The 14089-nt window shown below is 34.7% G+C and carries 11 protein-coding genes; 6 read left to right on the top strand and 5 right to left on the bottom strand.

The features are described 5' to 3' along the window. Window positions 1-11: 11 nt before the first annotated feature. From EHC72_RS11980 to EHC72_RS11960, 5 genes are all read right to left on the bottom strand, one after another. Window positions 12-1580 (bottom strand): SusD/RagB family nutrient-binding outer membrane lipoprotein, encoded by a 1569-nt coding sequence (locus tag EHC72_RS11980; protein WP_131537936.1) that lies wholly within the window; start codon window positions 1578-1580, stop codon window positions 12-14. A 10-nt stretch (window positions 1581-1590) separates the two neighbouring features. After that, window positions 1591-5085, bottom strand: a complete 3495-nt coding sequence (locus tag EHC72_RS11975) for a SusC/RagA family TonB-linked outer membrane protein (protein ID WP_131537935.1) — start codon at window positions 5083-5085, stop codon at window positions 1591-1593. 128 nt (window positions 5086-5213) lie between these two features. Further along, window positions 5214-6212, bottom strand: coding sequence for a FecR family protein (locus tag EHC72_RS11970; protein ID WP_131537934.1), 999 nt, complete (start codon window positions 6210-6212; stop codon window positions 5214-5216). A gap of 107 nt (window positions 6213-6319) precedes the next feature. Next, the gene (locus EHC72_RS11965; protein WP_131537933.1) at window positions 6320-6895 is read right to left on the bottom strand and encodes an RNA polymerase sigma factor; all 576 of its coding nucleotides are present in this window, start codon (window positions 6893-6895) and stop codon (window positions 6320-6322) included. A gap of 63 nt (window positions 6896-6958) precedes the next feature. Continuing rightward, window positions 6959-8191, bottom strand: a complete 1233-nt coding sequence (locus EHC72_RS11960) for a sterol desaturase family protein (protein ID WP_131537932.1) — start codon at window positions 8189-8191, stop codon at window positions 6959-6961. Window positions 8192-8350: 159 nt separating this feature from the next. Between EHC72_RS11960 and EHC72_RS11955 the strand changes: the two genes are divergently transcribed. From EHC72_RS11955 to EHC72_RS11930, 6 genes are all read left to right on the top strand, one after another. Next, window positions 8351-9112: an ROK family protein gene (locus EHC72_RS11955; RefSeq protein ID WP_131537931.1), complete on the top strand. Its 762-nt coding sequence runs from the start codon at window positions 8351-8353 to the stop codon at window positions 9110-9112. A gap of 84 nt (window positions 9113-9196) precedes the next feature. Further along, window positions 9197-10612 (top strand): NADP-dependent phosphogluconate dehydrogenase, encoded by a 1416-nt coding sequence (gndA, locus tag EHC72_RS11950; protein ID WP_131537930.1) that lies wholly within the window; start codon window positions 9197-9199, stop codon window positions 10610-10612. A 27-nt stretch (window positions 10613-10639) separates the two neighbouring features. Then, window positions 10640-12154: a glucose-6-phosphate dehydrogenase gene (gene zwf / locus EHC72_RS11945; protein WP_131537929.1), complete on the top strand. Its 1515-nt coding sequence runs from the start codon at window positions 10640-10642 to the stop codon at window positions 12152-12154. 54 nt (window positions 12155-12208) lie between these two features. After that, window positions 12209-12934: a 6-phosphogluconolactonase gene (gene pgl, locus EHC72_RS11940; protein ID WP_131537928.1), complete on the top strand. Its 726-nt coding sequence runs from the start codon at window positions 12209-12211 to the stop codon at window positions 12932-12934. Between the two features lie 11 nt (window positions 12935-12945). Then, a complete protein-coding gene (locus EHC72_RS11935) occupies window positions 12946-13299 on the top strand; it encodes a DUF5655 domain-containing protein (RefSeq protein ID WP_131537927.1) in 354 nt (117 codons plus the stop codon). 39 nt (window positions 13300-13338) lie between these two features. Beyond that, window positions 13339-14079 carry an ankyrin repeat domain-containing protein gene (locus tag EHC72_RS11930; protein ID WP_131537926.1) on the top strand — a complete coding sequence of 247 codons (741 nt, stop codon included), beginning with the start codon at window positions 13339-13341 and terminating at the stop codon, window positions 14077-14079. Window positions 14080-14089 lie beyond the last annotated feature (10 nt).

The following is a 14089-nucleotide window of genomic DNA, read 5'->3' as shown; positions in this document are numbered from 1 at the left end:
CCGATTTTTGATTAAGGTTTTTGCCACCAAACAAGTGTATTAATTCCATCTGTACCTTGTGATGCAACTGCATTTTTATAGCTTGTTGGATTTGTTGATTGGGTTACAATAGGATAATTTAATCTTGCTGGCATTTTGCCGCCGTTTGCAAGGCCAGTTCCCTTTGGTAAGAATGGATGTTTTGTTCTTCGGTACTCTATCCATTGCTGAAAATCGACAAGAAACATCGCGTAATACTTTTGCAGGTGTATCAATTGTAATTTACTAGCAGTACCTGGAGTTAGGTTATCCAACGGAAAATTATTATTCCAGGTAATATCTGCGGCATTAACATAACTTATAAGTGCAGGATCTGTGACACTCGTAAACCTATCTGGCAGCCAATAATTTACTGCATCGGCAATTCCTTTTAGATAATAAGTTTCGCCAGTACCATTTATCCAGCCTCGGGCTGCCGCTTCAGCTAAAATAAAATCTACTTCAGCACAATTCATAATAATGCCTGTATTTGCATCGGTTTGTAAGGTTACACCTGCATTTTGGGCATCAGAATAAAAATAAGATTGCTTAATTATAGAAGTTCCTGAATCATAACCGCTCGGTACACCAATTAATCCTGCCGGACCAGGTGCTATTCCAAATCTGCTAACATTGTTTTTGCCAAACGCTGGATTAACCCTTGGATCGGCCCAGATGGCTAAATTTCCAATAAAAAAATCTGTTATTGCAGGGGTTCTAAAATCTACAGCTCGTACATTAATCATAAATGGAGAAGAAAATGCTGCTGTACTGCTATTGGTTCCATTCCATAGTATTTTTGCAGTATGGCTATTGTTTTCCATTATAGGATAGTTAGCCGTATTGGTATCGGCTATTTCTTTTATTTTGGCAATAACCTGAGTACTTACTTCCGCCTTTGTAGCAACCCGAAGTAGCAACCTCAAATACAAAGAGTTACCTAACCTGCGCCATTTACTTATATCTCCCTGATAAACAGGATCACTGGTTGAAATAATGGTTTTTCCTTCTGCAAGTAATTTATTTGCCTCTTCCAATTTGGTAAACAGATCTAAATAAATATCCTTCTGCTTATCAAATGCTGGTTCATAAATTCCTTCTTTACCTTTATTTGCATCAAAATAAGGTACATCACCGTAAACATCTGTTAACAGCTGAAAAACCCATGCTTGAGTAATTAAAGAAATCCCTTTGTATGATGCGTTTAATGATTCGGGCTTATTTGCAATTGTATAAATATCACGTAAGTTGGTTAACTCCGGGTACCAGGTATTCCAGGTATAATCAGCCCATGTAGATCTAACATCGTACCTAAATACCTTGCCTTCTGCATCACTAATATCAACTGTAACCTGCATTAACTCATTGTTAAAGTTACGGTTACGTACCATATTAGCATTTAATATATTTACTAGTGCTGGTGCTAACAGTTGGTTTGCATTAACACTTGATTTACCTATCGGATCTGTATTTACTTCATTAAAGTTTTTCTTGCAAGAAAAAAACAATGTGCTAAGTGATCCTATTAATGTATAGCTGATTATTTTATTGATTGTCTTCATAAATTCTTTTTTATAACCCAACAACTAAACGAAAACCATAACTTCTGGTTGAAGGTAATTGACCAGTTTCAAAACCTTGAACGATGTCTGTTCCTGATAAAGTGCCAAATTCAGGATCAAAGGCTGGCCAAGGCGACCAGATAAATAAATTACGCCCATAAACGCCTACTGTAAGCTTGGTAAAACCAATCTTCTTTAAAAACACTTGTCCGAAGGCATAGGTTAAATTAGCTTCTCTAAATTTTAAATAATCTGTTTTAAAAATGCTTCCCTCCGCTTGATCAGAGCCATATAACGATGTATAAAAATTCTCCATATTAGTGGCTACTACATCATTTGGGCGATAAGTTCCGTCTGGATTTTGAACTACTCCATCGCCAATAATGCCATTATATCTTCCTGGCAATGTTATTTTAAGTTTACCTAAAGCGGCCATTCTGGAGAAAGTAAGTGAGTGTGCTACTGCACCTAATTGAGCATCAAATAAACCTGTTAAACTTAAACGACCGTACGTTAACGTAGAGCCAAAACTGAATCTGAATTTTGGCATGGTATTACCGAGATATATAAGATCGGTTGTACTGGTTTTGGCGTTACCTGTAGTGGCATCATAAACAATTTGTCCATCTGGCGAGCGCATAAAGCCCCTTCCAAACAAATCTCCCATACTACCGCCAACATTGGCAACAATTTGTCCACCACCTAAAGCACCAGTTCTAAGTACGACAGAACTATCTGCAAGTTCTTTAATTTTATTGCGGTTAGCACTGAATGTTCCGTTAAGCTGCCATTTAAATTTCTTAGTTTGAATTGGTGTTCCGTTTACCGAAAGCTCAATACCTTTGTTTTCTACCTTTCCAACATTAAAAACAGCTACATTATAACCTGTAGATCGATCTACTATGCGGCTAAGAATTTGATTTTTAGTGTTTCCTAAATAAGCTGCGAAATCAAAATTTAAACGGCTTTTAAACAACCTTAATTCTGTACCCAACTCAATCGTTGTAGTTTTTAGTGGCTTTAAATTTGGATTCGGCAATATTGTAGGATTAGACATTGCACTATCCGGATAGATTCCATTTGCAGCCAAGTTATAGTTGTATGCAGTACGATAAGGCGTAGTACCACCGCTACCAACTTGAGAAACAGAAGCTCTTAATTTAAAGAAACTAATGGCTTTGGGTAATTTCCAGAAATCTGAAAGCACAAATGATGTACTTGCCGAAGGGTAGAAAAAGCCAACATTATCCGTTCTGAAAGGAGTAGCTAAAGTACTGCTCCAATCCTGGCGGCCAGTTAAATCTAAATATAAATAGTTTTTAAAGCTGAAAGATATTGCTCCGTAAAAACTATTAATTCTATAACGGGCTGTATCAGGAACAGAAATTAATGGATTTGCGTTATTGGTAAGGCTATAAACGCCAGGAATAATCAAACCATCAGCACGTAACTCAGCTTTATGGTATTCATTGCGCATTTGGCTTCCGCCAACTGTAGCGTTCATTCTTAGCGATTGCGTAATTTTTTTATCGTATTTTAATAAGAAATCTGCATTTATCTCATACGATTTAATGTTTTGTAAACGATAAGATCCTTGTGCAAATTTATTCCCTGCAGCATCCCAAGGGCGTTGTGTATCTCTAATATCCTTATTATAATCAATTGAGCCACGCACCAGCAAACTTAACTCATCTGTAAATTTATATGTAGCCTGCAAATTTCCAATCACACCATTTCTACGTTGTTTATTAATGTATTGCTCAGAAATAGCATAAGGACTTTCAGGATTTGTAGTCGTAATATTTACAAACTGAACATTTTCTTTTCCTGGTGCCCAATAATCTCTATACCAATCAGTATTTACATTCGGCTGTGCAAACATGAACCAATACATTAAAGATTGGTTTCCATAACCTGTTGCAGGTAAATTATCGCTATGCCTGTTATTGTAAATAGCTTTAAATGTTAAGTTTAGCTTTTTAGTAACATCGCTATTGGCGGAGAATGAAACCGTTGTACGCTCCAAACCTGTATTAGGAACAATCCATGAATTATTGCCATGACTGGCAGAAAATCTCATTCCAACATTTTTGTACATCCCATCCAAACTAACGGAATTGGAAGATTCAAAACCTGTTTTAAAAAACGAGTTAATAGGATTTTGATAGGCCATCCAAGGAGTTCTGGTTGTACCTCTGGTTTTTGTTGCGGGATCATATTGATAATACATTCCACCCAAATTAAATGGTGCACCCCAACTTGCACTGGTCGCATTGGTACTTGGTCCATCTTCTGTTGCCCCATAAGAGAAATAAGACACTCCAAATTGCCCCTGCCCGTACTCACTTTGAATTTCAGGGCCTTTGTTTACCGTTTCCCAGGTACTATTAGAGGTAAAACTGATGTTTAGTTTTTTTCGTGATTTATTGCTGGATTTGGTTGTGATAATAATAGCTCCATTTGCACCACGCTGTCCGTAAAGAGCTGCTGCACCCGGACCTTTTAGCACAGTAACACTCTCAATATCATCAGGATTTAAATCATTCAAAGCAGAGCCAAAATCAGCTGGCATTATATCACCTGATGTGCCATAAACGCCGCCAGAAGCAGCAGCAGTACGCCTTGTTGAGCTACTTGCTACCACACCATCAATTATAATAAGTGCCTCATTATCTCCCGTCAGATTATTTTCACCACGCAAAATAATTTTATTCGAAGCTGCAGGCCCACTGTTTCTTACCAAATTTAAACCCGCAACCTTACCCGAAAGAGCATCTGTCCAGTTACTGGGTATTGCGTTAGTAAGTTGAGTGCTATCCACTAATGTAGTTGAATAACCTAAACTTTTTTCTTCTCGTTTAATCCCCAATGCTGTAACTACCACTTCGTTTAATGAATTTTCAGATGGCTTAATCTGCATATTCAATTTGGTGTTACCACCGTTTGTAATTTTTACCTGCTGTATTCTTGTAGTTTCATAAGAAATGTATCGGGCCTCTATAGTATAAGTTCCTGCATCAATAGTGATGGCATAATTTCCAGCATTATCACTTTGGATCAATTTGTTAAGCTCTACAATTTTAATGGTTGCAGCAGGTACAGGCTGATTATTTTCATCTATAATGTGCCCGCTTAATTTGCCTGTTGAAGTGTTTTTGGCTGTAATTAAAATATTTGAACCAATTATTTTATAATTAAACGGTATATCTTTTAAAAGCAAGGTTATAATTTCGTCAGTAGAGCGTAATCCGCGAGCCACATACACTTTTTTCTGGTCGTTAAGCTGCGTATTATTATAGTTTATACTTTTACCAGTTAATTTTTCTACGTTTTCAAAGGCTTTTTTTAATGTAATTCCATCTGCCTCAAATAAAACCTTCTTATCAGTTTGTGCTATTGCAGGTTTTGAGATTAAAAGCAATTGCATCATCACCATGGCTATTAAAACCATAAATTTTGATGAGCACTGATGAACAATTCTTATCCATCGGGTATTAATTTTCATATCTTTACTAAGTTTTACTTTTATTAAATTAGTTTAAACAGTTTTTCCCGGCTTGGAATGTGTCCAGCATTTCAAGCCATTTTCTTTTTAGTAATTCTATATCATATCTATTTCTTTAAAATTCTTTGTTAATAAATAATTATTTCATTTTCATAGATTGTATATTTTGCACCCGAAAGTTTTGCTACCATTTCCATAATTTGCTGTATAGAACATTTATCAAACTTCGCGGTGAGCTTTATATCTTTAAGTCTTTCACTTTTAATTAGAATATCCAAATCATACTCCCTTCCTATTGTTTGCGCAATTTCTTCGAGCGTTTTATCATAAAAAATCATTTTATACTCTCTCCAACTATTAAATTCTAGCGCATTAACGGTTTGTTTTGTACATGTTTTACCTTCGGCAGAAATGCTCAACTGTTGGTTTGGCAAAAGGAAATAAACCTGTTTCTCTTTTGTTTCATTTTTAATAACCACACCAACTTTACCTGTTTGTACCGTTACCGTTATGTTTTTTGAAGCTTTGTAAGCATTTACATTAAATGAAGTTCCTAAAACTGTAGTACTCACTTTACCCGTATTTACTATAAATGGTTGCTTCTCTTTATGCTGAACATCAAAAAATGCTTCACCTTCCAGGTAAACGATTCTTTTACCTGTATTAAAATTTTGTGCATAACGTATTTTAGTGTCGCCGTTTAAATAAACGTTAGAACCATCGGGCATGGTTACCAGGCGCTTTTGTCCTTTTGGATTGTAAATTTCATTATAAGCAACCTCAACAGCGGGCTTTTTACTTTGATTATAAAAATATAAAAGAGGTAAAGTAGCCAGTACAACTACTGCAGCGGCAAGTTTAATCCATTTATTCCACCTTATTTTTAGAATAGGCTTTTCGAATTTCGATTTTTCGTTTACATGCTGCTGTATCGCATACCAACTTTTTTGCTGATTTATCGGTTTAATCAAATGCTGATCTGCAGTTTCAAAAACTTGCAAAACTTCTCTGAAAGCTTGTTGATTTTCATCACTTTCGCCAACCCATAACATCAAATCCGAAAGGTTTTCGTTGCTTATGCTTTTCTTACTGTAATCTTCTATTAATTTATAATAATGTTGATCCATTTAATAATACTGTTCTGATGATAAGACAGTATTAATTGACCAACTACGTAGCGAAAAAGATTAAGTTATTGTTAAGAAAATATTAAGCAGGTAAATGTGGTTAACATTTAAGTTTTGGACCGCTGATTTGCATTTGCAACCAATAATCTGAAATTTTTAATTGCTTGATATAATAATGTTTCAACTGTTCTAACGGAGATTCCTAAAATATCAGCAATATTATTTTTTTCAAGAAGATCAACTCGGCTCATTAAAAGCACTTCCCGCTGGCGATCAGGAAGGTGGTTAATTAAAGAAAAAATTTCTTTATAAGATTCTCGACTTGCAAGTAAATCGTGTGGATTTAGATGAGTATCAGGCAAAATAAACGATTCATCGTGATCGCTTAAACTAAATGTATTTAATTTTACCCTTTGTATTTCGTTTAAGGCTAAATTTCTGGCTGATACAAAAAGATATTGCTTGAGTGTTTTAATTTGCAATGCACCTTTTTTATCCCACAATTTCATAAATAAATCGGCAATAAGCTCTTCAGCTTTACTATAATCGTTTAAGTAAATAGATGTAAACTTACAAAGTGCTGGGTAATAGCGATTAAAAAGTGTTTCAAGCGCTAAACTATCTTCACCACTTAATAAAGACATTAAGTCTTCATCACTTTTAATTAAATATCCATCCCTCATTTGGCAGCTAAATTAGCCTACCAACATTACGGTAATGTTAAATTAATTTTGCATTTAGATTATCTAGGTATTAATTCGGTTAGGTTCTAAATGCAATATATATTTTTTATATAAACTACTAAGTGCGAAATAACGTTCTAAAATAATTAAGGAAATAACTGGGATAATTACTAAGCCAAAAATATCATAGCGATAAAACACATAACCAAAAATTAATATTAACCTTAAACATTCCAGGTAATAAATCCACTTGCGTTGCTCTAAAAGAGCGCCAATATTAATAAGCGTAATCAGTATAAACACAAGAACAGAAACTTTAGATAAATTATCTATATAACTGTAAAACATAGTAGTTAAAGTTAATATTATAACCACCATAATGAGCTGAATATTTAAGTAAGATTTAAACTTAAATTTCGAACTGCCCTTTGCTTTACTTTGAAAGTAGCGTTCTTCAAGTATCGGACGAATATTTTGATCCATATAAGCTGGGCTACCAAATACTGCTTTCCACTTTGCCTTAAAACCGTGTGCCCTATTGTAAGCTTCAGCAATTTCTAAATAATAATGAAAGTGTTGCCATAAAAAACTATAGCTTTTTATAGAGTGTGTTAAGCCATACTTTGGTGGCTCCTCCTCAGTTTGAAAAGTTCCGAAAATCTTATCCCAAAATACAAATACATCACCATAGTTTTTATCAAGATATTTTTCGTCCGAAGCATGATGAACGCCATGTAAAGATGGCGTAATTAATATATTTTCGAGCCAACCAATTTTGCCAATCAACTGCGTATGCGTAAAAAATGAATAAGCACCATGAGCAAGCAAAATGGTAATAATCATATTAGGATGAAAACCAATTAAAGGCAACACACACCAAAATACATTTCTAAAAATTGCCTGTATAGTCGTAATTCTCGCCGCTGCTGATAAATTAAACTCTTCGCTTTGATGGTGTACGATATGTGCAGCCCATAAAAAATTAATTTCGTGGCCAAGTCTATGGTACCAGTACCAAACTAAATCAGTTGCCAGCAATAAAATGATCCATACATACCATTTGTTGGCAATATCAAAAATGGCGTAATTAGTGTAAACCCATTGATAAACCTGATAAAAACTGGCAGCTATAAAAAGATTAAGCAGGCGCTCTGCAATGCCTACGCTAAAATTTGCAACCGAACTTTCATACTTAAAAATATCTGCCCTTTTTTTATTCCGGGATATTTTAAATTCGATATAAACAAATAAAAAGAACGCTGGAATGGCAAAGGCTAAATAGTTTACGTGATGCATTTTTAACAATTGAATGAATAAATACGATCTCACAAACATAATAATATTCTACTAATTACATAGATTTAATAGTTTATTATTTATAAATAAATCACTTTCTATTCGTTTAATCTTTTTTGTTTTAATTAATTTGTAAACTACATATATAAAAACAATAAAATGGCTACTAAGAAAAAGGCTGAAAATACAAACATATTATCAATTGATATTGGCGGAACGAGTATAAAAACGGTACTATTAGATGAAGATGGCAATATGCTTTCCGAATATATGAAAAGCAAAACGCCCGATGGTGCTACACCAAAAGACATTGTTACAGGTATTGAGGACTTAATTAAGCCTATTCCATTAACTTACGATCGTGTTTCTATTGGCTTTCCTGGTTACGTTAAAAACGGCATTGTAAAAACAGCTCCTAACCTGGCAAAAGGTAAATGGGATGATGTGGATTTAGCCCAACGTGTTGCTAATGCATTAAATAAACCTGTTAGATTAGTAAATGATGCCGATCAACAAGGTTTAGGAATTGTTGAAGGTAAGGGTTTTGAAATCGTATTTACAGTGGGTACTGGTTTTGGAACAGCTCTACTTTTTGATGGCGAACTCCTTCCCCATTTGGAACTTGCCCACTTTCCTATTAATAAGGAAGAGGATTACGACGATTATATTGGCAACAAAACCTTTGAAAAAATAGGCACCGAAAGATGGAATAAACGCTTAAAAAAGGTAATTGAGATTTATAAAACCGTTTTTAACTACGATGCTTTATACATTGGCGGTGGCAATTCAAAACAGATAGATTTTAAACTGGAAGACAATATTAAAATTGTAACCAATAGAGACGGCATTAAAGGTGGCGCCAAACTTTGGAAACTTGCGGATAAGTATAATATTGTAACCGTTAAACCGCAATCAAAATAATACCAGTTTTATTACAATCTTTTAACAACATTATCTTCAATATTAAATTGTAAACCCTAATTTTGGGTACATAATAAATTAAAAATGGCAAGTAACGAATCAAAACAATATAAATTAGGAATGATTGGTTTAGGCACAATGGGCCGTAACCTTTTATTAAATATGGCTGATAAAGGTTTTTCTGTAACAGGTTATGATAAAGATCAGAAAATGATCGCAAAGCTTGAAGAAGAAGGAAAAGCTCATCAGTTGGAAGGATTTGATAACATAGAAGATTTTATTAGCCACCTGCAAACGCCACGTACTTTAGTTTTATTGGTTCCGGCAGGTCCTATTGTAGATAGTGTAATTGCAGAATTAAAACCGCTTTTAAGCAAGGGCGATATCATTATAGATAGCGGAAACTCACATTTTACAGATACAAACCGCCGTGTAGATGAGCTAGAAAAAGATGGCTTACACTTTTTCGGCATGGGTATTTCTGGTGGTGAAGAAGGCGCACGTTTCGGTCCTAGTATGATGCCAGGCGGAGATAAAGAAGCTTACAACGTTGTTAAGGATGTTTTTGATGCTATTGCAGCTAAAGTAAACGGCGATCCTTGCGTAACTTATATCGGTCCAGGTGCTTCTGGTCACTTTGTTAAAATGGTACATAATGGTATCGAATATGCCATTATGGAGCTAATTGCCGAAGTTTATGGCATCCTTAAAAACGGTTTAGGTTACTCTAACCAACAAATTTATACTGTATTTAAAAAGTGGAACGAAGGCAGACTTCAATCTTTCCTATTAGAAATTACTGCTGAAATTTTCCTTTTCAAGGATACCGAAACTCAAAATGATCTTTTAGATCAAATTAAAGATGAAGCCCGCTCTAAGGGCACGGGGAAATGGACTTCTGAGGTTTCAATGGAATTACAATTGCCTATTCCAACCATTAACGAAGCAGTTTCTAACCGGGATCTTTCTAAATTTAAAGATTTGAGAGTTTCTTTAGAAAATGCCTTTGGTAAAAAAGATGGCAAAATTGATGTAACTATTGATGAGCTTGAAGATGCGTTTTATTTCTCTATGATTAGTGCTTATGCTCAAGGTATGCACTTATTGGTTCAGGCATCAAAAGAATATCAGTACGACCTTAAATTGCAGGAAATTGCAAAAATTTGGCGTGGTGGATGTATCATTAGAGCTAAATTTTTAGAAGATATTTATCAGGCTTACGAAAAAAACAACAGCTTAGAACATCTATTCGGTGATGCTGGGATTCAAGAAATTATAAAAAGCACATTGGGTGGCACACGTAAAACTGTTTCTGCCTGTGTAAACGCGGGCGTTGGTATTCCTGCCTTTGCATCTACATTAACTTATTTCGATACCATTACAACCGGCAGAATGCCTTCTAATTTAATTCAGGCACAACGTGATTTCTTTGGAGCGCATACTTTTGAGCGTATCGATAAATCGGGTGTTTTCCATGCAGATTGGAATAAATTATCCTAAAATTAGACTCACAATCCTTAAAATAAAATGAAAACCAAAACCGCGTTAAACCCAACAATATTTGTAATATTTGGTGGTACAGGTGATTTAAATAAAAGAAAATTAGCTCCTGCTTTATACAACTTATTTATGGAGGGCTACATGCCCGAAAAATTTGCTGTAATTGGTACAGGAAGAACAGAATTTACCGATGAGAGCTATAAAGGTGCTTTGGAAGATGCTGTTAATGAATTTTCTCGTACAGGAAAAGTTAAAAAAGATAAGTGGGAACAATTTGGTAATACAATTCATTACTGCCCTACTGATTTTGCACAGCCAAAAACTTTCGAAAATTTAAAGGCTGCAGTAGAAAAATATCAAAAAGAATACGGACCAGAAACACAAGTAATTTTCTACCTTGCCGTTGCACCTAATTTCTTCCCTGTAATTGCAGAATGCCTTCAAAAGTATAAATTAACGCAAAACGAAGACAATAGTCGTATTGTAATCGAAAAACCTTTTGGTCATGATTTAGAATCTGCAAAAGAGCTTAATGCGTTATTGAGCAATATTTTTACAGAAAAGCAAATTTATCGTATAGATCACTATTTGGGTAAAGAAACGGTTCAAAACATGATGGCTTTCCGCTTTGCAAATGCTTTGTTTGAGCCGCTTTGGAATAGATCCTATATCGATCATGTTCAAATTTCTGTTACCGAGCAATTAGGCGTTGCAGATCGTGGTGGTTATTATGAAGGTGCCGGTGCGTTGAGGGATATGATTCAAAATCATCTTTTGCAATTGCTTTGTTTAATTGGAATGGAAGCACCAATAAATTTTGATGCTGACGAAATTCGCAACCGTAAAGTTGAGGTTTTAAAAGCAATGCGCCCATTTTCGCCAGAAGATATTCGTTTTAATACCGTTCGCGGTCAGTACAGCAAAGGTTGGGTTGAAGGTAAAGAAGTACCTGGTTACCGCCAAGAAAACAGCGTTGATCCACACTCTAATACAGAAACTTTTGCAGCTGTTAAATTTCATATCGACAACTGGAGATGGCAAGGTATTCCATTTTACTTGAGAACAGGAAAGCGCTTAAACCAAACTTCTTCTTTAATCACCATTCAGTTTAGAGATGTACCGCATCAGATTTTTTCTTCAGGCGTAACCGAAAACTGGCAACAAAACCGTTTGGTAATCAGTATCCAACCAGAAATGAGCATCCGTATGCAAGTACAGGCTAAAAGACCAGGCTTAGATATGGTTTTAAACCCTGTTGATATGGTTTTTGATTATAAAGGTACGTATGATAGCGATACCCCAGAGGCGTACGAAACACTATTATTGGACGCCATGATGGGCGATCAAACTTTGTTTATGCGTGGCGATCAGGTAGAGGCCGCATGGGAATTAGTAATGCCAATTTTAAATACTTGGGAAAGCAAAAAATCAATTAATTTCCCTAATTACCCTGCAGATAGCTGGGGACCTGAAGAAGCTGAGGCATTAATTGCCAGAGATGGTTTCCACTGGTTTAATTTACCATTAAAAAATAAAGATTAATAGGCATTATTGCTCGAAACGAAGCAATCCTAAAGCATTAGAAGAGAATACAAAATGAATCTACTTATTTATAAAACATTAGACGAGCTTAACCAGGATTTAGCAGATTACGTGATCAAAATTGCAGAAATGTCAATCGAAGAAAACGATCGCTTTAACTTCGTTTTAACTGGCGGAAACTCTCCGAAAGCACTCTACAACTTTTTAGCAACTGAGTGTAAGGATAGAATTGATTGGGAAAAGGTATATTTCTTTTTTGGTGATGAACGTAATGTTCCTGCAAACGATCAAAACTATAATGGTTTAATGGCAAAAAAAGCTTTATTTGAAGGCTTAGGAACTGCACAAGATCATATATTTTATATCGATACAACTTTAGCACCTGAAAAGGCCGCAATTGAATACAAAAAAGCACTAGATAAACACTTCGAAGGTAGCGATATTGTTTTCGATTTAATCCTTTTGGGTATGGGGGATGATGCACATACGGCTTCAATTTTTCCGCATACAAGTTTAGTTAAGGATGAAGAAGCAACTGTTGCTGCTGTTTTTGTAGAAAAATTAAATACTTACAGAATAAGTTTAACAGCTCCATTAATTAATAAAGCAGAAAATGTTGCCTTTTTAGTTTTCGGAGAAGGAAAAGCTGAAGCCTTAAAACATGTAATTGGCGATGAAGAAAAAGACTTTGATACTTATCCATCTCAATTAATTAACCCTATTGATGGTAAATTAACTTGGTTTGTTGATGAAGCAGCAACCAAACTATTGGAAAACTAATAACATTAATAATGTCTGAAAAAATTGAATTATCAGGCTTATTAAACGGAAAAACGGAATATGCTTTATCGCTATTCCGTTTTTTTATTGATGAATTTGAGAAAATCGGTAAAATTAACTTGCGCCACACCAAAACTATGATCGCTATTGAAGGTGATTATAAAATGGCTTATTTAACGCAAGTAGGCAAAAATTTTATTCATGTGGTTTTTCAGTTCGACAAACTTTATGAGGATAATCTATGCTTTATAAAAATTGGTCAAGTTCCAAACTCCAATCAATTTAATCACCATTTAAGAATCTATTTTAAAGAAGATATAAATGATGAGGTTAAAAAATTCATGAAAATTGCATACCGCGTTTAAAATAACTTAAGAAACACAATTCACTTCAATTTTAACAACATGAATTATTTTGAGAAATTGGTAACAGACATAGAAATCCAGTCTGTAGATGGTATAAAAAACTGTTTTGAAAACGGCGTTAATCCAAATGATTCTTATAGAAATGAGCCCCTTATTTATGAGTTGATAAACGGATATGCCAGAGGCCCAAAATTTAAAGAATGTGTTAAAGCCTTTGTAAACTACGGTTTACAGTTTAAAGATGAAATATTGTTTTCAGTACTAATGGATGATGCCCCTAAATTAGAAAGCCAATTAAATCAAAATAAGAATGCTATAAATCATAGCTATACACTCAAATGTGCATTTACCCCATTATTTGAAGTTACGCTGTTACATATTTGCGCCGAGTTTAATCATCTTTCATGCGCAAAGGTATTAATAGATTTTGGAGCTGATGTAAATGCAATGGCTGGTTTTGATGAGAATGGTTTTGGTGGACAAACACCAATTTTCCATACTGTAAATCAAAATGCTGAGAATGGCATTGATGTGCTGAATTATTTGATAACACAATCCGTTAATCTTGACATAACAATTAAGGGGCTTATTTGGGGTAAAGGATACGAATGGGAAACATTTATTCCTGCTATAAATCCCATAAGTTATTCGATTATGGGGTTATTAAGGCAGTTTCAGCGTAAAGAATTGGATACCTATAATATAGTTTCACTTTTATTTAACAAAATGTACAATTCAGACTATATACCTACCAACATTCCAAATAAGTATCTTCTTTAATCTAAAAACG

Source organism: Pedobacter nototheniae (assembly GCF_004335085.1).
GTDB classification, from domain to species: Bacteria; Bacteroidota; Bacteroidia; order Sphingobacteriales; family Sphingobacteriaceae; genus Pedobacter; species Pedobacter nototheniae.
The sequence above is the reverse complement of the archived record's forward strand: the minus strand, read 5'-3'. Positions and strand labels throughout refer to the sequence as shown.

Coding starts and splice junctions, on each gene's coding strand:
- EHC72_RS11965 (WP_131537933.1), bottom strand. CDS start 6,895: ATGAGGGATGGATATTTAATTAAAAGTGATGAAGACTTAATGTCTTTA.
- EHC72_RS11980 (WP_131537936.1), bottom strand. CDS start 1,580: ATGAAGACAATCAATAAAATAATCAGCTATACATTAATAGGATCACTT.
- EHC72_RS11930 (WP_131537926.1), top strand. CDS start 13,339: ATGAATTATTTTGAGAAATTGGTAACAGACATAGAAATCCAGTCTGTA.
- EHC72_RS11955 (WP_131537931.1), top strand. CDS start 8,351: ATGGCTACTAAGAAAAAGGCTGAAAATACAAACATATTATCAATTGAT.
- zwf (WP_131537929.1), top strand. CDS start 10,640: ATGAAAACCAAAACCGCGTTAAACCCAACAATATTTGTAATATTTGGT.
- EHC72_RS11935 (WP_131537927.1), top strand. CDS start 12,946: ATGTCTGAAAAAATTGAATTATCAGGCTTATTAAACGGAAAAACGGAA.
- EHC72_RS11975 (WP_131537935.1), bottom strand. CDS start 5,085: ATGAAAATTAATACCCGATGGATAAGAATTGTTCATCAGTGCTCATCA.
- gndA (WP_131537930.1), top strand. CDS start 9,197: ATGGCAAGTAACGAATCAAAACAATATAAATTAGGAATGATTGGTTTA.
- EHC72_RS11960 (WP_131537932.1), bottom strand. CDS start 8,191: ATGCATCACGTAAACTATTTAGCCTTTGCCATTCCAGCGTTCTTTTTA.
- pgl (WP_131537928.1), top strand. CDS start 12,209: ATGAATCTACTTATTTATAAAACATTAGACGAGCTTAACCAGGATTTA.
- EHC72_RS11970 (WP_131537934.1), bottom strand. CDS start 6,212: ATGGATCAACATTATTATAAATTAATAGAAGATTACAGTAAGAAAAGC.